A 23,217-nucleotide genomic window follows, 5' to 3' on the forward strand; every position below is an offset into this window, starting at 1 on the left:
TTTTGATCTATAAACTATCCAAAGAATAAATAAGCAACAAAAATGGCGGTAATTACACCGGCCAGATCGGCCAGTAAACCGGCAGGAATAGCATAGCGTGATTTTTTGATGCCCACAGTACCGAAGTACAAAGCGACAATGTAAAATGTGGTATCGGCAGAGCCGTTGAAAATACTGCCTAACTGCCCGGCAAACTTATCAACGCCGAAGTTTTTCATTACATCTATCATCATCGCTTTTGAACCCGAACCACTTAGGGGTTTCATGTAGGCTACAGGCATGGCATCTACAAACCTTGTATCAAAGCCAAACTGTACGCAAACCCAACGTAAGCCATCGTTCATGTAGTCAAGCGCACCGCAAGTTCGAAAAACGCTGATTGCAACCAGCATGGCTACTAAGTAAGGAATAATTTTTATTGACGTTTCAAATCCTCCCTTAGCACCTTCAATAAAGGTTTCAAATACATTTACTTTTTTGCGTACACCACCCAATATAAAAGCGATAGGAATACTGAACAGAATCAGGTTACTGGCAACCGATGATACCAGGCTGATTTGATCTTTACTTAAATAGTAATGAAAATATAAAACAAGCAATGTAATAAATGTGGTAACGCCACCGAGCCAGGCAATTATTACCCTATCAAACAAATTGATACGTTGTTTAATAGCCACAGCTATCATACCCGCCACTGTAGCCACGTATGTTGCAATAATGCAAGGAATAAGAATTTCGGCAGGATTGGTAGAACCCATTATAGCACGCTGGGCGATAATAGTAACAGGTAATATCTGCAAACCAGACGTATGTAGCACCAAAAACATGATCTGCGCGTTTGACGCAGTTTCTTTATCGGGATTAATTTCTTGCAGGCTTCCCATTGCTTTTAATCCCAGTGGAGTAGCTGCGTTGTCGAGTCCCAATAAGTTAGCCGAAAAGTTCATCATCATTTGCCCGGTAGCGGGGTGATTTTTAGGTACATCAGGAAATAAGCGTTGAAAAAATGGACCAACTATGCGTGAAAGAAAATTAATGGCACCAGCCTTTTCACCAATATTCATTATACCCAGCCAAAAAGCCATATTGCCCAACAGAGGCAAGGCGATATCCATCACCGATGCTTTTGACGAATTGAACATTCCCTCAACCATCTGCTGAAAAATAAGAGTATCGCCTAAAAAAATGAGTTTAATAAGCCCTACCACAAAGGCTATAACAAAAAACGCGATCCAGATGTAATTGAGGGCCATATTTGAGAGTTGTTCAGGATTTGAAGATAATTGTTTTTTACTGATAAATCATAATCATAACTTCAAAGTGCCTAAAGCACACGCGCATTAATTCAGGATAACATCATTTTTAATACCTACCTGCACGGCAATGCAAGGCAAATTCATAACTTAGCTTTATATATAATACTACTATGCCTAAAATAGAACTTTCACGTGTACATGGCGATTTCGGTTTTGAAGCACGTGACGAATACGGACACTCCGTAAACATGGATAGCAGCCCCGAAAGCGGCGGCGAAAATTTTGGTGTACGCCCTATGCAAATGCTTTTAATGGGTATTGGCGGTTGCTCGGCTATTGATGTGATCAGCATATTGAAGAAACAACGCCAGGATGTTAAAGACTATAAAATGGTTATCAATGGCAACCGTGAAGCGGGCAAAGAGCCTTCGTTATGGCAAAATGTTGATATCGAGTTTCATTTATATGGCGATATCGACGAGGACAAAGCCAAACGTGCCGCCGAATTATCTATAAATAAATACTGTTCGGTAGCGGCTACCTTAGAAAAAGCCGGTGCCGAAATTAAATGGCAGGTATTTATCCACCCGGCCGAATAATTCTTTACTACCAAAAAAAGAATTTCATCAATGAGCAATCATGTCCCTATACCTACGCTGTATTTGTTCCCGGTATTGGATGGATTGCTCATTGATCTTTTAAAATCATTAACCGACGAAGAATGGCGCAAACCTACCATCGCCAAATTATGGACGGTAAAGGACATCGCCGCCCACTTGCTCGACGGTAACCTGCGTGTAATATCATCGGCACATCACTACAGCGGCAAACCTCCGCAAAATATCAATTCGTACCGCGACCTCGTAAATTACCTTAACCACCTGAACGCTGTTTTTGTAGAAGCGATGGATAGGGTAAGTCCGCAACAGTTAATAAGCATGCTGGCTGATACCGGCGAACAGTATACAGCTTACTTTTCATCGCTTGATCCTTTCGCGCCCGCACAATACGCGGTGAGCTGGGCAGGAGAGGAGCAATCGGTTAACTGGTTCCATACAGCACGTGAGTATACCGAAAAGTGGCACCATCAGCAACAGATTCGCCATGCGGTAAATAAACCCGGCATTATTACTCCGGAACTATTTTACCCTTGCATGGATACCTTTATGCGCGGCATCCCGTACAATTACCGTGAGGTTGAGGCCGATGCCGGAACCACCGTAGCCATTACCATAAGTACCGAAGCAGGCGGAACATGGTATCTTCAAAAGGCAAGCAACAATTGGCAACTCATCAAACAAACTGCAACCACGCACGATGCATCGGTTACTATTGACCCGGATACTGCCTGGCAGTTCTTCACCAAAGGCATCACACCTGTAGCAGCGGAGGGGAAGGCCATAGTTACGGGAGATTTTTCGCTTACAAAAAACATCTTTAGTACGCTTTCGGTAATGGCTTAACTTCACGGTTCTGTGAAAAAGTGTAACCAAATCTCGCATAAATGATACAAACTGTATATTATTAAGTCCATAATTATGCATGCGTTTGACTATTGGATGCGTTTGTTCAAATTAATATTAACAATCTTGTAATTGCCATACTTACATGCTGCAATACAGTGCATTAATGTTAAATTATGTTAAACTGTAGGAGTTGGAGTTAACTGTAAACTCATCTATAGTAAAATTCAATTAGGGTTACGTGGCATTAATGTTGCCTTTGGCTGTATAGCTTTCACTATATACGAAAGCATATATCAAACATTAATAATATGAAACCAAATTTTAAAAAAGCCTCGTTAATGCTCACCGGCATTTTGATAGGTGGTAAACTTTTCGCGCAAACAGCCGATACAACAAATAATTCTTCAAACTATGTTCAGCCATTCTCGGGCGGCGGTTCTTTTCGTACATGGTCGATAGGTGTACACGGTGGTATGTTGTCACCTTATACTATTTTCGGCAACATGAATAACCAGGATTTTAAAAGTCCGCACGAGCAAATTGGCTATGGTGCTTATGTAAAAAAACAAATACTTCATTCATTCGGTATACAGGCCGATTTCTTCAGGGGTAAATTAGAAGGTGCCGTTGGTCAAACTAATCCATCAGGCAATACCCCTACAAGCTTTAAAACAGATCTTAACTGGTCGGCAGCATTGAGTGCTAACTTTACGTTAGCAAATATCAACTGGAGACACAAACAAGGCTTTATACAACCTTACCTGAGTTTAGGTGGTGGTGTATTAGCATACAGACCATCAGTAACCCTTGCCGATGGTACTACAGAAAGAGCAGGATCAGATCTTCGTGAGTTCTTCATCCCGGTAGGTGCCGGTTTTAAAATCAACCTGGGTTCGGCAGTTAACCTTGATTTAGGTTACCAGGTAAATTTTGTTAACGCCAACAATGTTGACGGTTACAAATACGGCCTTACTAACGATAAATTCTCTTACGCTCACGTAGGTTTAGAATTTGCCCTGGGTAAATCATCAAAACCACAATTAGCAACACATAACCCGGTAAACTCAATGCGTACCGAGTACCTGTGGGAAGCACAAAGGTTACAATCACAAGTTGACGCGCAGAAAGCAGAAAATCAAAAATTACGTTCTGATTTAGATGCTACCAACGCCAACCTGTCAAAACTGACTACCGATAGCGATGGCGACGGTGTGGTTGATGTAAACGATAAATGCCCTAACACACCAGCCGGCACCAAGGTTGATGGTTCAGGTTGCCAATTAGCTAAACCAGAAGTGAAGGTTTATGTAACTGAAGAAGACAAACGTGTAGTAAAAGAGGCTATCAAAAACCTGGAATTTGATTTAGGTAAAGCGACTATACGCCCTACATCATTCCCAAGTTTAGATAAAGTAGCTCAATTATTGGTTGACAAAAACTTTAGTCTGAAACTTGCAGGTCACACTGATAACACCGGTTCAGCAGATTTGAACTTAAGGTTATCAAAAGACCGTGCCGAATCAATTAAATCTTACTTAGTAAGCAAAGGTGCAAATGCATCACGTATAGAAGCTACAGGTTATGGTAAAACCCAACCGATAGCAACTAACAAAACAGCTGCCGGTCGTCAGCAAAACCGCCGTGTAGAGTTTACTCTATATTAATAGCCGAAACAGTTTAGATAAACAATCAGGAAACGATCTGCTCCATGCCGGGAGCGGATCGTTTCTGTTTTATGGGGTGGGAAGGCGACTTATATTAAATTTATTGTATCATCATTAACCATTTCAACGTCTTGTTATATTAGGATCGCAAAATTTGATCTTTCAACTTAACAACATGAACAATTTATTGAATATAGGTGCCGAAGCATTACGAAAAGCCGCATTAAACCAGGAGGCAAAGGATTTTTTATTAGGTAACGAATTGCTTTTCAAAACAGTTAAAAAAGCTGCCAACCGTTACATAGGCGGCGAAACCTTAGACGAAACCATTGCAAAAGTAATTGCGGAGAATAAAAATGGTTTTAAATGCTCCATGGAATACATGGGTGAAAATATAAAAACTGAAGTTGAGGCTAATGAAGCAACAATCGAATTTATTAGGATATGTCACCAAATTATCAATCAAAACCTGTTCAGTACGGTATCGCTCGATCTGTCGCATATAGGTTTAGGTATTTCACGCGATTTGTGCTTACATAATTTAAATCAAATATGCGAGGCAGCCGCGGCCGGAAATATTGAAGTAATTATTAGTGCCGAAAGTACCAACCAAACAGATAACATTATAAGCGTATATCAGCAAGCCGCAAAACAACACACCAATTTATCAATGACCTTACAAGCCTACTTATATCGGTCGGTTGATGATTTTGAAGCGTTGCTAAACATCCCAGGCAGAATAAGAATTGTTAAGGGGGCTTTTGAAACTGAAAAAGGCCTATCAATACCAAGAGGAGCGGAGTTAGATAAGGTTTATTTAGGATATGTTGACAGGTTACTGGCTGCCAAGCATAAATGTTCGATAGCTACACATCATCACGAAATTCAACAGGAAGCAAAAAAACTGATCAGCGCCTACCAGACAGATAAAAACCTGTACGAATTTGAGAGCCTTTACGGTATACAAACACCACAGTTAGGCGTATTAAAAAATGAAGGCCATCCCACTAAAATGTATTTTGTTTATGGGAAAGAATGGTATCTATATCTATGCAACCGCATTGCAGAATATCCTATGAATTTATTTCAGGCATTGGCAGATATTGTTGAATAACATGCCAACGGCTTTTCGTAAGAAGTTATCTCGCAATTTGAGATAGCTTCTTTTCGTTTATATACCAATGAGTTCGCTCTGCTCATTTGGCATAATTCAGGTTAATTGTTTTAGCAGCCATAAATATTGACAATATTATGACCAATTGTGCGTTTTAGCACGTGTAAACTCGTTTACCCATTGTTATTTTTGCCCAACGCATGAGACTTATCATCATATTCTTACTATCACTGTGCCAGCTATCGCTAAACGCGCATGATATTCACCATAAGGTTGCCAGCAGCCAAAGGGTAAGTCGCGTTCAGGCAAATAGCAAAAATAATAATGCTACCTACAACAGTGTTGGCAATTTAAGTGAGCAAAACGAATACGTTATCGATATTGAAGATGATGATAATAACGATAACGCTTCGCTCAGAAAATACCCGGTACCGGGTAAATCTCCTTTCGTATTTTTTCAATCGCTGCTCTTTTTAAGTGAAGATCAGTTTGTATATAACAACCCGTTATATCATAGCAAGTCATCAACCCCCACCTCATACAGGTATATTACCCTACGGTCTTTAAGAATCTGAGCATAATACTGCATCAGTTTTCACATGTTGTACGGTCATCGTACTACTTTTGTGTGTACACGCAATATCTTTTACAATTAGCAATCCGGGTTATCTGGTGCTGCAACTGATGCTTTTTTAACAATCCCCACTGGCCCGTAGCGGCCCGCTATCTAATCAAATTAATATTTTTTATAATACAATGAAGAGGAATGTAATGTTCGTTGCCTTGTGTGTTTTGTTATACAACATCACAGGCTGTGCGTCAAACCAAGAAGAAAAAACCGAAGAAACCAGTACGTACACTGCAACAAGTCCGTTAAAAATTGATACCTCTTTTACTAAAGAGTACGTGTCGCAGATAAAATCGGTACGCAATATTGAAGTGCGTGCGCAAGAAAAAGGTTATCTGCAAAAAATTTATGTAGACGAAGGTCAGGTTGTAAAAGCCGGTCAGCCGCTTTTCCGGATCATGCCGCAGGCTTTCGAGGCCGAGCTGCAAAAGGCCGAAGCCGAAACCCGCTCGGCACAAATAGAAGTACAAAATACCAAAACCCTGCTCGATAAAAATATCGTGTCAAAAAACGAATACCTGTTGGCCGAGGCTAAACTTGACCAGGCCAAAGCCGAAACCAAACTCGCTAAAATGCACCTGGCATTCACCGAGATAAAAGCGCCGTTTGATGGTATGATTGACCGTATTCCTTTAAAATTAGGAAGCCTGATAGATGAAGGCGAACTGCTTACCAGCCTTTCGGATAACAGCCAGATGTTCGCGTACTTCAACGTCTCCGAACCTGAATATTTGAACTACGAAACCAATGTTAAAGACCGTGGCGACAAAAAAGTAGGCCTGCTTTTGGCTAACGGCGAACCTTTTAAATATAAAGGCGATGTAGAAACCGTTGAAAGCGAATTTGATAACGAAACCGGAAATATCGCCTTCAGGGCACGATTCAATAACCCTGATAAACTGTTAAGAAACGGCGAAACCGGTAAGGTATTAATGACCGTTCCGCTTAAAAACGCGCTGATCATTCCGCAAAAGGCCACTTATGAGGTGCAGGATAAGATGTACGTATTTGTGGTTGATCATAACAGTGTAGTGAGATCGACCATGATTGAGATTGCCGCACGCATGCCAGATTTGTTCGTGGTGAGATCCGGTATTTCGGCCAATGACAAGATTTTGCTTGAAGGGGTACAAAAGGTACGTGATAATGATAAGATCAAGTATGAATTTAAGAAACCGCAGGAGGTTATCTCTCAGTTAAAGTTAAAAGCGGAATAATCATTCATTCTAATAAACACTAATTCAATGTTTAATAAATTTATTCAAAGGCCGGTCCTGTCGATTGTAATATCGCTCATGATCGTCTTTTTGGGTGTGCTGGCAATAACAACATTGCCTGTAACCCAGTTTCCATCCATTTCGCCGCCAAAGGTGAACGTAACAGCAGATTATCCGGGTGCGAATGGCGAGTTGATGATCAAAGCTGTAGTTATTCCGCTGGAAAGGGCCTTAAACGGTGTTCCGGGGATGAAGTACATGACATCAGATGCCGGTAACGATGGTGAAGCTTCTATACAGGTTATTTTTAACCTCGGTACCGATCCTAACCAGGCAGCGCTAAACGTACAAAACCGTGTGGCCTCCGTAGTAAACAAACTGCCGCCTTTGGTAGTGCGTGAGGGTGTAAAGATCACCCGTGAAGAATCGAACATGTTGATGTACGTGAACTTGTACAGTAAAGACCCGAACATGGATCAGAAGTTCCTGTACAACTTTGCGGATATCAATATCCTGTCGGAGTTAAAAAGGGTGAACGGTGTGGGTTTCGCGGATATTTTAGGTAACCGCGATTATGCCATGCGGATCTGGTTAAAACCCGATCGTATGCTGGCCTACAAGATCTCTGCTGATGAGGTGATGGAGGCATTAGCTTCGCAAAGTTTGGAGGCTTCTCCGGGCAAAACAGGTGAAAGTTCGGGTAAAAGATCACAGGCTTTCGAGTATGTGTTAAAATATTCGGGCAGGTTCACTACCAAAGAGCAATACGAGAACGTGGCTTTAAGGGCCAATGCCAATGGCGAAATACTGCGATTAAAGGATGTGGCCGATGTAGAATTTGGTAGCTCGATGTACGATATCTATTCAAACCTGAATGGTAAGGCATCTGCAGCGATAGTATTAAAACAATCGTACGGTAGTAACGCGAGCCAGGTTATTAAGGATGTAAAAGCGAAGATGGAAGAGATCAAGAAAAATTCTTTTCCAAAGGGGATTGACTATGAGATCAGCTACGACGTTTCTAAATTCCTGGATGCCTCTATAGAAAAGGTAATTCACACCCTGGTAGAAGCCTTTATATTGGTGGGCCTGGTGGTATTCCTTTTCCTGGGCGACTGGCGATCTACCATAATACCGGCAATGGCCGTGCCTGTATCCCTGATAGGTACATTCGTGTTCATGCAGTTCTTCGGTATTACGTTGAACCTGATTACCCTCTTCGCATTAGTACTCGCGATAGGTGTGGTAGTGGATGATGCTATTGTGGTAATTGAGGCGGTGCATGCCAAAATGGAAGAAGAGCATCTTTCTCCGTTAAAGGCAACGCAAAAAGCCATGCACGAAATTGCAGGGGCTATTATCGCTATTACCTTTTTAATGGCGGCGGTGTTTGTTCCGGTGGCGTTCATGTCGGGGCCGGTGGGTATTTTCTACAGGCAGTTCTCTATCACCATGGCAACAGCCATTGTGCTTTCGGGTATAGTAGCTTTAACGCTTACGCCTGCTTTGTGCGCCATGATATTGAAAAACACGCATGGTAAGCCGAAGAAGAAAACCCCTGTAAACCGCTTTTTAGATGGTTTCAACAATAAGTTCAATAAAACACAAGGTAAATACCAAAGTGTGCTTGGGCGTATTGTAAGCCGCAGAGCAGTAACGTTTATTACGCTCATCGCTTTCTGTGCCGGGATCTATGTGCTCAACAACACTGTTCCGTCGGGCTTTATCCCGAATGAGGATCAGGGGATGTTTTACGCTATTATTCAAACGCCTCCGGGTTCATCTTTAGAGCGTACCAATGATATTGCCGAAAAATTGCAAAAGATTGCAGAAAAGGTTGACGGTGTTCAATCAGTATCAGCATTGGCCGGTTACGAAATTCTTACGGAAGGTACGGGTTCAAACTCCGGAACATGTTTGATCAACCTTAAAGACTGGAGCGACCGTAAACATTCTGTTCAGGAAATTATTACGGAGCTTGAAGAGAAATCAAAAAACATTCCGGGAGCTAATATTGAATTCTTCCAGCCGCCGGCAGTACCGGGTTACGGTGCCGCGGGTGGTTTCGAGCTGCGTTTACTGGATAAATCGGGCTCGGGCGATTACAAGAAAATGGAAGCCGTGAATAACGATTTTGTGAAGGAACTAAATAAACGCAAGGAGCTTTCATCGGTATTCAGTTTCTACAGCGCCAGTTTCCCGCAGTTTATGCTCAAGGTAGATAACGATCTGGCGCAACAGAAAGGTATCACCATTGATAATGCCATGAATACGCTATCCACCTTAGTGGGTAGTAACTACGAGATCAGCTTTATCAAGTTCGGTATCAACTACAAGGTAATTGTACAGGCGGGGCCGCAATACCGCGCGCAACCCGATGATATTTTGAAGCTGTATGTGAAGAACAACCGCGACGAAATGGTGCCATATTCCGACTTTATGAAGCTGGAAAAAGTATACGGTTTGTCCGAAATTACGCGGCATAACATGTACAACTCATCCGAGATCAGCGGTTCATCCGCGCCGGGTTACAGTAGTGGTACAGCCATTAAGGTAATACAGGAAGTGGCTGATAAGACCCTGCCGAGAGGATTTGGTATTGGCTGGGCGGGTATCTCTGCCGATGAGGTTGCACAAGGTAACCAGGCCGTTTATATCTTCCTCATCTGTTTAGGGTTTGTTTACCTCATCCTTGCCGCGCAATACGAAAGCTTTATCCTGCCGCTATCGGTGATCCTGTCATTGCCCGCGGGTATTTTCGGTGCCTTTTTGTTATTAAAAATAACAGGCCTGGAAAATAACATTTACGCGCAGGTGGCCATGGTAATGCTCATTGGTTTGCTGGGTAAAAACGCGGTGCTGATAGTAGAGTTTGCCGTGCAAAGGCATGCCGCCGGTAAATCGGTACTGGAAGCCGCGATGGAAGGTTCAAAAGCAAGGTTCAGACCTATTTTGATGACATCGTTCGCGTTCATTGCCGGTTTGATACCACTGGTATTCGCATCCGGACCGGGTAAAGTTGGTAACCGAACTATTGGTACAGCCGCCGCCGGTGGTATGCTTTTAGGAACCATTTGCGGTGTATTTGTTATACCCGGTTTATACTACATATTCGGCCGTATTGCAGAACGACGCAAACTTGTGAAAGATGAAGATGAAAATCCTTTAACCGAAGAAATTGATAACAACAATGTATAAGTTAAATAGATATAAAGGTATTGCTGTGGCCGGTGTTTTCCTGGCCATAGCAAGCTGTAAGGTTCCGGCTATATCGCAACTGCCCGAAAGCAAGCCTTTGCCGGGAGCATACAACGCCAATAGTACCGATACCACCAATACAGGGGCAGTACAATGGCGCAGTTTTTTTACTGATAATAACCTGATCAGCCTGATAGATACCGCGCTGAAAAACAACCAAGAGTTGCTGACCACCTTGCAGGAAATACAAATTGCCAGGAACGATATAGGTTTAAGGCAGGGACAGTTATTACCAAAGGTTGGCTTAAGGGCAGGAGCAGGGCTTGAAAAAGCGGGTCGCTACACCAGCCAGGGTGCTGGTGATGCTTCTACTGATATTACACCGGGCAGAGAAGTGCCTGATCCGCTGCCGGATTATACCCTGGGCGCTTACGCCGATTGGGAGGTAGATATTTGGAAGAAACTGCGTAACGCTAAAAAAGCGGCAGTTACCCGGTACTTATCAAGTGTGGAAGGCAAAAACTTTGTGCTCACCAACCTGATAGCCGAAATTGCCAATGCTTATTATGAGCTGCAATCGTTAGATAGTCAGCTGGCTATTGTAAGGCAAAGTATTGCAGTGCAAAAGAACGCGCTGGAGATTGTGAAGGTACAAAAGGATGCAGCACGCGTAACCGAATTGGCGGTGCAGAAATTCCAGGCAGAAGTATTAAGCTCTGAAGGGCTGGAGTTTGAAACCTTGCAAAAGATCAGGGAAACAGAGAATGACTTAAACCTTCTTTTAGGCCGTTATCCGCAGGAAATAGTACGCACTAAAGATGCTTTCCTTAACTTGACACCGGCAACTGTGCATTCGGGTATCCCATCGCAACTATTGGCTAACCGCCCGGACGTTAAACAGGCCGAGCTTGATTTGGTAGCTGCTAAGCTGGATGTAAAAGTTGCCCGCGCCGAGTTTTACCCGTCGTTCAGTATATCGGCAGCATTAGGTTTTCAGGCTTTTAAACCGAGTTATTTGTTTAGGTATCCTGAATCACTGATCTATTCGCTGGCAGGTGATATTGCCGGTCCGCTGATTAACAAAGCGGCCATTAAAGCCGAGTTTAATAGCGCCAATGCAAGGCAGTTACAAGCTATGTATAACTATCAAAGGGTGATATTGAATGCCTATATCGAAGTAAATACACAGCTCTATGCAATCGACAACCTGGAGAAACGCTACAGCCTGAAATCGCAGGAAGCCGACGCGCTTACCAGGTCGGTAGATATTGCGAACGCGTTATTTAAATCGGCCCGTGCCGATTACTTTGAGGTATTGATGACCCAAAGGGACGCGTTGGCTACAAAGCTGGAATTGGTAGAAACCAAAAAAGCGCAGCTTACAGCGGTAACCAGTGTGTACCGCAATTTAGGCGGTGGCTGGAGATAAATAGTAATAAATACCCCTATTAATAATAAGAGGTTGCCCCTGAAAAGGCAGCCTTTTTCTGTTTTTACAAATGATGAAATTTGTATATAGTTCACATTAGCAGGTGCTTATGCGCTCAATGTTTATTTACAATGTTTAACTATCACGTAAATGCGCGCTCTTGAATCACGATTGATTTAACTAAAAAGATATTAAATATTTTTTTCATAGGGTTTATATAGTAATTACATAACTTATAAAACTTTACTGTATCACACCGTAATCATGACCAATAAAAAACCTTCTGTATCAATTATTTACAATGCGATTTATAGCACTGCCGGAAGTAGTTTTACGCTATTGGTTATTGGAATTTCAACGTGCATTTTACTGCTGGGTGTTACTACTGTTAAAGCCCAAACCGATGCCGATTTCAATTTTAAACCGGCAGCCCCAACAAATATTGCTGCTTATAAGGCAGATGAAGCATTGCGTTTAAAGAACGAATACGAAGCACTGCTTGGCGAAAATGAATCACTCAACCAGCAAATAGAGAAACTTAATGGTATAATTAAAGAGCAGGAGTTAGAAATTAAACTGATGTACCTGAGGGAGCAAATTGAATTAAAGCGTTTCGGTTTTTTTCAAGATGGAAAAGTACTTGAGCCTTATCAGGATTTGGCCGAGGTGAAAACTGATGGTGCCGGAAAGATCAATAAGATCATCATAACTGTTAACTATAACAGAAGTGCAGATGAAAAGATCAAGATTTTTTTGGCCGATACAACATTCATAAAAAACTATCCCGTTACCTACAGCTTTTTTGAAAGTGGCTTTTTAGAGTATCATGATGAATCTTCCAGTATTACGGCACTCTCCATAAAACCGGTTAAATTCCCTTTCCTTATAACCGCTAAAGGCACACTTGAACAACGTAAGCGATACAATGAAAGCCTGTTCTATTTTTTATTAGCCGCTGATAAAGAAATAAAACCGGGTATGCTCTCCAGTTATATGACGGTAGAAAAGCAACGTGTGCCATCAGGTAACGTGGAGGAAACTATTGCATTAAGAGAAAAATTTATAATTCAATTTAAGGCCTGGTATGATAAGCAAAAGAAAGATTAAATACACACTTTTCGCGTGGATAGCAGCGATGTTATTCACCTTAATGAACGTGCCGCAAGCCGTTGCGCAAAAGGCTGATAGCGCCAAGGCCCTTGTAGACGATATAATGGGCAAAATAGATCAGGAAAAGGATAGTAGCCTGGTATCGATGCCCGAATTAACGCATAATGCCCATAGCGATTCCATTTTGCTTGATCAATATGTTAGGGTGCGCGTTTACCACATGAAACATGAGATGAGCGCGTATCATTTACAATATATTACCAGCATCGCTATTTTCATAATGGTGATCGTTATTGTTGTGTTGGGGTTAATCCTGTCGTACAAGCAGTTTACGCTCACCGAGCGAATGATGACCAAATCGATAAAGATCCATAAACAAACTGTTGGTGAAACCGCCCAGCAACCCGGCTTTTCCGATTCTACTTTTGAAGTAAGCAAGGATGGACTCAAGATAAACACCGCTGTAATCGGCCTTATGATCTTGGTATTGTCGCTGGTGTTCTTTTTTCTGTACCTTAAATTTGTATACCCGATAGATATTCATCAGTGATAATTATAAAATAGCTGATTGTATTCAGGCATTCCCAATAAAAGCGATTGTTTCCGTATAAAATACAAAGCCGCCTTACAAGTAATTATAAGGCGGCTTTGTATTTATTATGGATGATCACCCCTGAAACTATTTCGCGATAGCCGCTGATCTGTCCATCCTGATTTTTAAATATTTGCGTATCGGGATATCCAAAAATATCATCACCACATAAGCTAAGCCGATCAGTAATATTGTACCAATAGCCATAACGTATATCATTTCGTTTAGGGTAGGTTTTAGCTTTTCTACATAGCTCATAAACAGCCATATAAAAGGGTAATGCACCATATAAAGCGGGTAGGAGATATCTCCCGAAAACTTACAAAGTTTTACCAGTTTTGGTGCTAAATATGCTCCTGCGCCAAGCGCGATCAGGAAAGGGAAATAAAATATGATAACAGCAGAATCAACTATAAAATTAAACTTATCATTAAAAGGAATAAGAAATGCAGCCAGCAACATAATGCTTATGGTTATAAACCCGATACGCGATTTAATGATCCAGTTTGAACGGTATACCAGTATGCCCGCAGTAAACGAGTAAAGTACCCGTATAGCTCCGCCCGAAATATTATCACCACCCCAGCCTACGCTCAGATTTTTTGATACAACGGCCTCGTAACACAAGGCTATCGCGGCAATAAATAATACAACCCAGGTAATCTTATTACGCATCCGCACCAATACTAACGCATATACCACGTTCGCTACATATTCCCAAAATAACGACCATGTAGGGGGATTGAGGTGAAACAGGTTAAAATAACGCTCATGCACAAGCGGATAAGGCACCATTAAACACGAAGCAACAAACATTAAAAAAGTCTTGTCGGAATAGGTATTGTAGAGGTTACTAAGCGGATCAAAAACAAAGGCAACCAAACCGATTATCGATCCAATAATTACCAATGGATGTAAACGGATCAATCGTAGTTTCAGAAAGGTAGCCAATCCGATACTTTTCAATTTTTGATCGTAAGCATAGGCAATTACAAAGCCCGACAGGCAAAAGAAAAAGTCGACCGCAAGGTAAGCATGGGCGATAAAGCTTTTGGTATAATCGGGTACGGCTATTTCCATAAAGTGGAAGATCACCACGGCTATGGCCGCTACTCCTCTCAGGCCATCTAAAATTTCGAAATGTTGTTTTGTTTTAAGAAGGGGAGATTGAATTGTTGTTTCGTGCATTGTTGTATAATTGGTTTTAAATAGCTGTACAGCAAGGCATGTCATATACAGCGCTCCAAAGATGCTTTTTAAAATTTAGTTTAATCAATCATAACGTATCATTATTTCGAGCATTTCTCTCAAATAGTTAAATGCAGCTGCTTAATCTTCAAATAAATAACCACTATAGGCCAGGCCTGTAGCCACACTTTTAAAGTTATCGCCCGAATTAAGGTTAACATGCGGGAACCTGGTTTTGAAAAGTTTTTGAATGCTGCCCACCATTGAAGTACCACCCGTTAAAAACAGGCTATCAATATTTTGTGGTTCGATATTGTTTTGCACCATAAACTCTTCCAGGCAATTCGCAATCCTGTCTACATCTTTTGCAATTACCTGCCCGTAATCTGTCAAAGATATTTCCTCATCAATAGCTATATCCATTTTATAGTAACTGAATTGGGCCGCTTCCGCGCTTGTGAGGGTGATCTTTGTTTTTTCGATAGATTGGAATACCGAATAACCCAGGTTGTTTTCAATAAGGGTGATCAGGTTCTTAAACAATCTGTCTTTACCCGAAAAATAATAGTAATCTTCAATGTCCTTTTGGATACGCAGTCCGTTGAAAAAGTTCATCCGTTCCCAGGAGCAGATGTTTGCGAACAGCGATTTCGGTACGGTCAATACCTTGCCGGGAGTGGCTTCGTATTGGGTATATTTACCAAAGTAGGGCGTTCCTTTCTCCCACATAAACGCGGAATCAAAACTGTCGCCGCCTACGTAAATCCCGCTGTTGGCCATCATATCATTCTTCCGGTCTTTACTGCCAACCTTTTCAGGATCGAGCACTAAATAAGTGAAATCGGTAGTACCTCCGCCCAAATCGGCAACCAGTACATTTTCTTTTTTCACCAAGCTCTTTTCATAAGCGAAGGCCGCGCCTATAGGTTCAAACTGAAAGCGAACAGCTGCAAAACCGGCAAGCTCGGCCGCTTTGCGTAAACGGGTTTGGGCCAGTGTGTCTTTTTGTACATCATTGTCGTCGAAAAAAACGGGGCGACCGATGATCGCTTTTTGGCAATCCTGACTAATCAATTTATCAGCACGGGTTTTCAGTTCCTTTAAAATGATAGCCACGAGGTCCGACGCGTTGTAGCGTTTATTATGGATACGGGTTTCGGTAAAGCTGCTTCTTGACAGTACTTGCTTAACCGATTTGATGAAGCGCCCTTTCATATCGTCGTTCAGATAAGCTGTTATCGCTTCTTCGCCTACAACATAACCCGCGCCTTGTTGATGATAGAAATAAATAAGCGACGGAATAATAATGGTGCTATGTATCTCTTTTGTGTCTTCATTATAAATAGCCAGGGCCGAATTGGTTGTTCCAAAATCAATTCCGTATAAAAAGTTATTCATAGCAGGGATTAAAACAGTAAAAAAATTAAAAGGGCGACGAAAATATGGAAAAATTGCCTGTGAACGAAACGATAATTAACTTTTAGCGAAAATTGCATCCACTTAATATTACTAAATATTATATTAGGAAGTATATTGCTAAATTTGCAGGAATGACAGACCTTAACGAGTATGAATGCGAAATGCTTGACACCCTGCTGGAAGCCTTCGGGATTCCGGACAGCCTGACGCGTTTACAATTACTTGAACTTTTTGATCAGGACGAGGCCGCGGCCTTTGCCATGGTTAAGGCGCTAACCAGGGAAGGGTTTATAGCCGAATCGGGCAAGCATGGCGATTATGAACTGCCTGAAAAACTCATTCTGAAACCCAAAGGTGAAAAATTTCTTAAAGAAGGCGGCTTCACCAAATGGTACCAGTTAGAGCAGCAAAAGGGTGTTGAGGTTGGCGGCACACTGGCCAAACTACAGCAGCAAAACATGAAGCTGCAAAACGAAAAACTATCCAATCAAACACAGATAGGTAACCTTGAAAAAATGGTTAATACATTAAAAGTACGCCAGTACATATTATGTATATTAATAGTTGTAGCGCTGATAGTTGGATACTTTATAGGTTCATTCAGTAAAGGCTAAAGCCAAAATACATGCTATATGCTGCTCATTAATAGCAATATATGTAATAAATAAGCATGAAAAAACCCTTGAGTTTGTTTATAGAATTTATTAAAGTGAAATAAATTCTATAATTTCTATAGATATTATAGTTTATATCATATATTTGCATCAGATAACACGTTCTTTATAGTACTTATCCAGAAAGACAGAGGGAAAGGCCCTATGATGTCTTAGCAACCTGTACATCCTAATACATGTAAAAGGTGCTAACTCCTGCTTCGCGATATGCGGAGATAGATAAGATGAAAAGATTTCCAGATACATAGCTGTCTCTTTTTGCCTCTCAGGATAAGTCAAATACCAGGAACATTAATTTGACATACAAAACAGCTATACAAGCATGAAAAAAATATACTTATTATCATTTATACTCCTACTAAGCTTTGGCGCTTACAGCCAGATACAGGAACCTGTTAAATGGGCTTACGCTGCTAAAAAAACGGGCAATAACGAGGCAGTAATATTTGTTAAGGCTACCATTGATAAAGGCTGGCACATTTACTCGCAAAACATTGCCGAAGGCGGGCCAACCAAAACAGAACTAAAGTTTGCCGCGTCGGAAGATATTTCGCTGTTAGGCAAACCATCCGAACCCAGACCCATTAAAAAGTTTGAAAAGTACTTTGGGGTGAACGTTGCCTATTTTGAAAAACAGGTAATATTTCAGCAAAAAATAAAGCTTAATAAAAACAACCCGGTAGTAAAAGGCACTATCACTTTTTTAGCGTGCAGCAACAAAGAGTGCCTGCCGCCCGAGGATATTGAATTTACCGTAGCGGTAAAATAATATACCCGTAATAATAAAAAATACTGCTATAATAATTATAGCTAAACCTTACACATATATCAATATACCACCGATTGATTTATAAATAGGAGGGAACAGTGCAATACCCGTGAAGCTGACCGATTAGGAAAGGCAGTGGGTTTAAATCTGATCCTGACAAACTGAAATTAAATTTATAAACAAATGAAGAACGGTATTTTTGATGATCAAACCGCATTGCGCTATTTAAACAGCTATTGCTTAGCAGTTTTACCCGGTTGCTGCTGTTGTAATTAAAGTTTTTACCTGTCTGTTAACCCGGATACCGCCTTGAAAAACAAGTCCGGCATCCTGGCTGTAAAGAGGTATTGCTTTATGCAATGGTGGTAATTTCATTCAGCTTGCTTTTCCGAACAGTCCAGGATGTTGGTCATCCATATTTAAACAATATATCAAACTAAATAAAAATAAATACTACTAATTCTATAGATAAACTTGTATTATTGATTTTTATTGTTACCTTTACGCCATCTAATTAACCCCACCATTAATTAGTTGATTTATAAAGAAGAAGGGAGAGGAAGTCTCGATGATCTTCTAGCAACTTTTCATTCAGTAATGAAATAAGTGCTTTACTTTTTTCCGAAGGGATGTTCCTCCGGAAATATAAATTAACTAGTGTTATGCAAAATTTGAATTATCTCTTTTTAGCCAAACAATCAAGCGCAACCACCGTGCGATGTTGTTGTATGTGCATGTAGTTCCCCGGGGTTTCTCCGCATAAAATTTATCGGAATTATTTACCGTGAGCTGTAGCTGTTTAGCTGCGGGTAAGGGACTGCTTATGCCTCAAATTTAAGCACACTACTTAATGTTCAATTAAGCAGTAAACAAAATTTAACAACTATAAATCACACAAAAAATGAACTTCAAAAATTATCTATCTAAAGCAAAATACCTTTCATTGGGATTGTTGCTAAGTGGTACAGCGTTAGCCGGCGATAAAAACCCGCCTGCAAAATTTATTAAAGAAGGTGTTTGGCGCGGTGTATTCACCGTAAGCGAATCGCAAGTGCCGTTCAACTTCGAGCTGAAAGGTAAAGATGCCGAGCATGCCGTATTTACCCTGTTAAACGGTTCACGCCGCGATAACTTCCACGTACAGCTGCTGGGTAAAGATTCGGTATTTATCAAAATGAATACTTATGACGCGGCCCTCGTTGCCAAAATAAACGATGACGGAACCCTAAGCGGCGAATATCGCAGCCTGGTGCCCAACTTCCGTGGTAACGCGTTGCCATTTACAGCTGAGCATGGTAAAACTTATCGCTTTGTTGAGCCTGGTAAAGATGTTGCTCCTACAGCAGATCTTACCGGTAAATGGGAGCTTAAATTATACAGCAAAGAGGCTGTGCCAGCTTCAATAGCCCTGTTAAAACAAAAAGGCAACAAACTTACCGGCGTGGTAATGACGGTGGTAGGCGATAGCCGCGAAATTGAAGGTACTATACAAGGCAACGAGTTCGCGCTATCGGGCTTTACCGGCCCAAGCCCTTTTATTATTAAAGGAAAAATAAACGATGACGGTACACTATCTGGCGAAGAAGGCTTCGGCATATACAAAAACCTGAAGTTTGACGCTACCAAAAACAACGATGTTGAACTCCCCGATCCTTATAAACTCACCTTTTTAAAAGAAGGCTACAAAAAGCTTGATTTTACCTTCCCCGATCTGAATGGCAAGCAGGTATCGTTAAGCGATAGTAAATACAAAGGCAAGGTAGTAATTGTTGAAATTATTGGTACCTGGTGCCCTAACTGTACAGACCAAACCGTGTTTTTATCGCCATGGTTCAACAAAAATAAAAAACGTGGTGTAGAGGCTATCGCTATCGGCTTTGAGCAAAAAGACAGCCTGGAGTATGCTAAATACACTTTAGGTAAACTGCGCGATAAGTACAATATCGGTTACGATATTCTGTTCGGTGGCCTGGCCGATAAAAAACTGGTAGCTCAAAAACTGCCTGCGATTAACAAGTTCATCGCTTTCCCTACCACAATAATTATTGACCGTAAGGGCGATGTACGTGAAATATACACTGGCTACACCGGCACGGTTACAGGCAAATATTTTGACGATTACGAAAAGAAATTCAACAAAGTACTGGATGCCTTAATAGCCGAACCGGCACCGGAAAGCGCGGCTAACACGCAGGATGCAGGTAATACAGTACAAGGTAAATAACAAACCGACCTCATATAAACAACCATTATGAAAACAATTAAATTTTTAAAAGGCACCGCGCTGCTGTCGGCAGGTTTACTGTTCAGCGGGGCTGTACTGGCCGGCGACAAGGAACCGGCTGCAAAAGTGATTAAGGAAGGTGTATGGCGGGGCGTATTTAACGTGAGCGAAACACAGGTACCTTTCAACTTTGAGTTTAAGGGGAAAGATCTGGAGCACGGCACTTTCACGTTGCTGAACGGTACCCGTCGTGATGATTTCCATGTGCAGCGCCTGGGTAAAGATTCGGTATTCATCAAAATGAATACTTATGATGCCGCCCTGGTAGCTAAAATTGAAGACAATGGTACCCTGAACGGTGAATACCGCAGCTTAGTACCCGGCAAACGCGGCAATGCCTTGCCTTTTACAGCCGAGTATGGTAAAAAATACCGCTTTGTTGAACCGGGTAAAGATGTTGCCCCGGCTGCCAATTTAAGCGGTAAATGGGAGCTTAAGTTTTACTCAAAAGAGCAGGTGCCTAACAAGGTAGCTATCCTTAAACAGAACGGTAACAAACTAACCGGCGTAATTATGCAGGTAACAGGCGATAGCCGCGAACTGGAAGGTACCGTGCAGGGAGATGAATTTGTGCTGTCGGGCTTTACCGGCCCAAGCCCTAAGATCTACAAAGGAAAGATCAATGCCGACGGTACTTTAAGCGGCGTAACCTCACAAGGTATTTATGATAATACCAAGTTTGATGGCGTAAAAGATGACAAAGCCGAACTGCCCGATCCCTACAAGCTTACCTATTTAAAAGAAGGCTACAAAAAGCTCGACTTTACTTTTCCTGACCTTACCGGCAAAGCGGTATCGTTAAGCGATGACAAGTACAAAGGCAAGGTAGTAATTATTGAAATTGTAGGTACCTGGTGCCCTAACTGTACAGATCAAACCGTATTTCTGTCGCCATGGTTCAATAAAAACCAAAAGCGTGGTGTTGAAGCCATTGCCATTGGTTTTGAGCAAAAGGATAGCTTGGCTTACGCCCAATACACTTTAGGCAAGCTGCGCGATAAATACAATATCAAATACGATATACTGTTTGGTGGCCTAGCCGATAAAAAACTGGTATCGCAAAAGCTTCCGGCCTTAAACAAGTTTGTGGCTTTCCCTACCACCATTATTATTGACCGTAAAGGTGATGTACGCGAAATATACACCGGCTACACCGGCACCGTAACAGGTAAATACTACAAAGACTACGAAAAGAAATTTAATACCCTGCTCGATCAGCTTTTGGCTGAAGAAGCGCCTTCAACCGCGGCTGTAAAAACAGATGAGCCTGCGCAAAAAGGCAAATAAATAATAAACTAAACCAACTCATTCCGGTGCGGGCTAAGGTTCGTGCCGGAAATTTTAACCACAAAAAAACAAACCACGATCATGAAATTCACATTAGCGCTTTCAGTTATTACAGTAGCATCATTAGCGGCATTTACAGGCCCTCTAACCATTCCGAAACCACACGCTAAAAAAGCCGACGTAGCCAAAGCGGCATCAAACTACACCGGTGTATCAAAACCGCAGGTATTTAAGGTTGATAACGAGGGCAGCAAGCTAACATGGCTGGCTAAAAAAGCGACGGGCGAGCACAGCGGAAATGTTAAGGTAAGCGACGGTAACTTTACTGTTGACAACAACACACTTAAGGCCGGTTCATTTGATATTGATACCCGCACCATTACCGATGTTGATATTACCGACGAAGCTTCAAACGCCAAACTGGTAGGTCACCTTAAAAGCGACGACTTTTTCAGCTCGGAGAAATTTCCGAAAGCGAACTTTGTGATCACATCGGCCACAAAAGCTACCGGCAACCAGTACAATGTAAAAGGCAAGCTTACCATTAAAGGCATTACCAACCAGGTTGAGTTTCCGGCTACCGTAGCGGTAAGCGGCAAAAAATTGACAGCAAACGCCAAAATCACTATCGACCGTACAAAATACGATATCAAATTCCGCTCGAAAAATTTCTTTGAAAATCTGGGCGATAAGGTGATATACGATGATTTTGACATTAACGTAGCCCTGGTAGCCAACGCTCAATAAGCGCGAAAAAAGAAAAAAGTTTTAGTAGGTGTAATCAATATAACTGTCCCTGTTCGGGGGCGGACAGGGCAGTTATTATCTTTTTTATCGCCCCTGATACTAACAGAACAGCAGTGTTAATAGCTTGATAGCTGCATGGATATGGTCATGAAAAAAAGCAACGTTATAATTGTACTTACAGGTTTAATTGCCTTATTGGTAACCCAGCAAAGCTTTGTTGGCGGTAGCGATGAGGTACAAACCAAAGAGCAGCTGGGTAGTAAACTGTTTTTCGATAATATTTTATCAAAAGACCGCACTATCAATTGCTCATCATGCCACAAGCCCGAATTTGCCTTTGCCGATACAGCAACATTCAGTAAAGGAATTGATAACAAACTTACCGCGCGTAACTCGCCGGGCCTCACCAATCTATCCGGCCGAACCCACTTTTTTTGGGATGGCCGTGCCGCCTCACTGGAGGAACAGGCCCTTGGGCCAATCACATCGCCTGATGAAATGGGCCTAACCATTGAAGAGGCGGTTAAACGACTTAACGACGATGAATTTTATGCAAACGCTTTTAAAAAAATATATAAAACAGCGCCGAATAAAGATAATTTGTTGAAAGCACTCGCGGCTTTTGAACGGACGCTTGAAACCAATAACAGCCCTTACGACCGTTATATTAACGGAGATGATAACGCGCTTTCGGCAGCGGCCGCGCGCGGCAGGTTGTTATTTATAGGCCGTGGTAATTGTAATAATTGCCACTCCGGAGAGGATTTTACGGCAGACAGGTTCAAGAGCATTGGCCTTTATAACGGTAAAAACCTTAACGACCAGGGCCGTTTCAAAATAACAAAGGACAGTACCGTACTCGGCGAATTTAAAATACCCGGTTTGCGCAACGTGGCTGTAACAGCGCCATACATGCACAACGGGCAATTTAAAACGTTACGCCAGGTGGTTGAGTATTACAACAACCCATCGGCAGTGGTAAGTGATGGCATTAACCGCGACCTGTCATTAGATAAGCCGCTGAATTTATCAACCCAGGATATTGACGATATAGTGGCCTTTTTAAAAGCGCTCACCGATGATCGTTTTGCCGGTAACATACCTAAAAACTGATCCTTTAATTAAATAATCCTTTACAGCATTTTATACTACGTGGTGCAGGCCGTTTTGGCCCG

General features: G+C 41.8%; 19 protein-coding genes and 2 riboswitches. Of the genes, 16 read left to right on the forward strand and 3 right to left on the reverse strand.

Going from position 1 to position 23,217, the window contains the following annotated elements; translation table 11 throughout:
- Positions 1 to 14: 14 nt before the first annotated feature.
- Positions 15 to 1,253 carry a nucleoside recognition domain-containing protein gene (locus ABD894_RS00665; protein WP_345209043.1) on the reverse strand — a complete coding sequence of 413 codons (1,239 nt, stop codon included), beginning with the start codon at positions 1,251 to 1,253 and terminating at the stop codon, positions 15 to 17.
- 173 nt (positions 1,254 to 1,426) lie between these two features.
- Between ABD894_RS00665 and ABD894_RS00670 the strand changes: the two genes are divergently transcribed.
- From ABD894_RS00670 to ABD894_RS00715, 10 genes are all read left to right on the forward strand, one after another.
- Positions 1,427 to 1,855: an OsmC family protein gene (locus ABD894_RS00670; RefSeq protein ID WP_345209044.1), complete on the forward strand. Its 429-nt coding sequence runs from the start codon at positions 1,427 to 1,429 to the stop codon at positions 1,853 to 1,855.
- 30 nt (positions 1,856 to 1,885) lie between these two features.
- A complete protein-coding gene (locus ABD894_RS00675) occupies positions 1,886 to 2,719 on the forward strand; it encodes a maleylpyruvate isomerase N-terminal domain-containing protein (protein ID WP_345209045.1) in 834 nt (277 codons plus the stop codon).
- 311 nt (positions 2,720 to 3,030) lie between these two features.
- Positions 3,031 to 4,386, forward strand: coding sequence for an OmpA family protein (locus ABD894_RS00680; RefSeq protein WP_345209046.1), 1,356 nt, complete (start codon positions 3,031 to 3,033; stop codon positions 4,384 to 4,386).
- A gap of 175 nt (positions 4,387 to 4,561) precedes the next feature.
- On the forward strand, positions 4,562 to 5,500 hold the full coding sequence (locus tag ABD894_RS00685; RefSeq protein WP_345209047.1) for a proline dehydrogenase family protein: 939 nt from the start codon (positions 4,562 to 4,564) through the stop codon (positions 5,498 to 5,500).
- Positions 5,501 to 5,700: 200 nt separating this feature from the next.
- Entirely contained in the window at positions 5,701 to 6,075 is a 375-nt protein-coding gene (locus ABD894_RS00690; RefSeq protein ID WP_345209048.1) for a hypothetical protein, read from the forward strand.
- Positions 6,076 to 6,256: 181 nt separating this feature from the next.
- On the forward strand, positions 6,257 to 7,345 hold the full coding sequence (locus ABD894_RS00695; protein WP_345209049.1) for an efflux RND transporter periplasmic adaptor subunit: 1,089 nt from the start codon (positions 6,257 to 6,259) through the stop codon (positions 7,343 to 7,345).
- A gap of 27 nt (positions 7,346 to 7,372) precedes the next feature.
- On the forward strand, positions 7,373 to 10,543 hold the full coding sequence (locus tag ABD894_RS00700) for an efflux RND transporter permease subunit (RefSeq protein ID WP_345209050.1): 3,171 nt from the start codon (positions 7,373 to 7,375) through the stop codon (positions 10,541 to 10,543).
- Positions 10,536 to 11,972: a TolC family protein gene (locus ABD894_RS00705; RefSeq protein ID WP_345209051.1), complete on the forward strand. Its 1,437-nt coding sequence runs from the start codon at positions 10,536 to 10,538 to the stop codon at positions 11,970 to 11,972. The genes ABD894_RS00700 and ABD894_RS00705 overlap by 8 nt, the downstream gene beginning before the upstream one ends.
- A 264-nt stretch (positions 11,973 to 12,236) precedes the next feature.
- Positions 12,237 to 13,079, forward strand: coding sequence for a hypothetical protein (locus ABD894_RS00710; RefSeq protein WP_345209052.1), 843 nt, complete (start codon positions 12,237 to 12,239; stop codon positions 13,077 to 13,079).
- The gene (locus tag ABD894_RS00715; protein WP_345209053.1) at positions 13,057 to 13,632 is read left to right on the forward strand and encodes a hypothetical protein; all 576 of its coding nucleotides are present in this window, start codon (positions 13,057 to 13,059) and stop codon (positions 13,630 to 13,632) included. The genes ABD894_RS00710 and ABD894_RS00715 overlap by 23 nt, the downstream gene beginning before the upstream one ends.
- 129 nt (positions 13,633 to 13,761) lie before the next feature.
- On the opposite strand, the gene ABD894_RS00720 is transcribed toward ABD894_RS00715, so the two are convergent.
- Together ABD894_RS00720 and ABD894_RS00725 are read right to left on the reverse strand one after the other, a co-directional pair.
- Positions 13,762 to 14,862, reverse strand: coding sequence for an acyltransferase family protein (locus tag ABD894_RS00720; protein WP_345209054.1), 1,101 nt, complete (start codon positions 14,860 to 14,862; stop codon positions 13,762 to 13,764).
- 141 nt (positions 14,863 to 15,003) lie between these two features.
- Positions 15,004 to 16,260, reverse strand: coding sequence for an Hsp70 family protein (locus tag ABD894_RS00725; RefSeq protein ID WP_345209055.1), 1,257 nt, complete (start codon positions 16,258 to 16,260; stop codon positions 15,004 to 15,006).
- 152 nt (positions 16,261 to 16,412) lie between these two features.
- Here ABD894_RS00725 and ABD894_RS00730 point away from each other — a divergent pair, with 152 nt between their 5' ends.
- The 6 genes from ABD894_RS00730 to ABD894_RS00755 all read left to right on the forward strand — a co-directional run bounded on the left by ABD894_RS00730 (position 16,413) and on the right by ABD894_RS00755 (position 23,155).
- Entirely contained in the window at positions 16,413 to 16,895 is a 483-nt protein-coding gene (locus tag ABD894_RS00730; protein WP_345209056.1) for a hypothetical protein, read from the forward strand.
- 172 nt (positions 16,896 to 17,067) lie between these two features.
- Positions 17,068 to 17,181, forward strand: a riboswitch (SAM riboswitch).
- A gap of 96 nt (positions 17,182 to 17,277) precedes the next feature.
- Positions 17,278 to 17,724 carry a protein-disulfide reductase DsbD N-terminal domain-containing protein gene (locus ABD894_RS00735; protein WP_345209057.1) on the forward strand — a complete coding sequence of 149 codons (447 nt, stop codon included), beginning with the start codon at positions 17,278 to 17,280 and terminating at the stop codon, positions 17,722 to 17,724.
- A gap of 536 nt (positions 17,725 to 18,260) precedes the next feature.
- Positions 18,261 to 18,376: riboswitch (SAM riboswitch) on the forward strand.
- A gap of 249 nt (positions 18,377 to 18,625) precedes the next feature.
- Complete coding sequence (locus tag ABD894_RS00740; protein WP_345209058.1) at positions 18,626 to 19,948, forward strand: peroxiredoxin family protein; 1,323 nt, start codon at positions 18,626 to 18,628, stop codon at positions 19,946 to 19,948.
- 27 nt (positions 19,949 to 19,975) lie between these two features.
- Positions 19,976 to 21,295, forward strand: a complete 1,320-nt coding sequence (locus tag ABD894_RS00745; protein ID WP_345209059.1) for a peroxiredoxin family protein — start codon at positions 19,976 to 19,978, stop codon at positions 21,293 to 21,295.
- A gap of 81 nt (positions 21,296 to 21,376) precedes the next feature.
- Entirely contained in the window at positions 21,377 to 22,042 is a 666-nt protein-coding gene (locus ABD894_RS00750) for a YceI family protein (RefSeq protein ID WP_345209060.1), read from the forward strand.
- A gap of 147 nt (positions 22,043 to 22,189) precedes the next feature.
- Positions 22,190 to 23,155: a cytochrome-c peroxidase gene (locus ABD894_RS00755; protein WP_345209061.1), complete on the forward strand. Its 966-nt coding sequence runs from the start codon at positions 22,190 to 22,192 to the stop codon at positions 23,153 to 23,155.
- Positions 23,156 to 23,217 lie beyond the last annotated feature (62 nt).

The organism is Mucilaginibacter gynuensis (assembly GCF_039541195.1).
GTDB classification, from domain to species: domain Bacteria; phylum Bacteroidota; class Bacteroidia; order Sphingobacteriales; family Sphingobacteriaceae; genus Mucilaginibacter; species Mucilaginibacter gynuensis.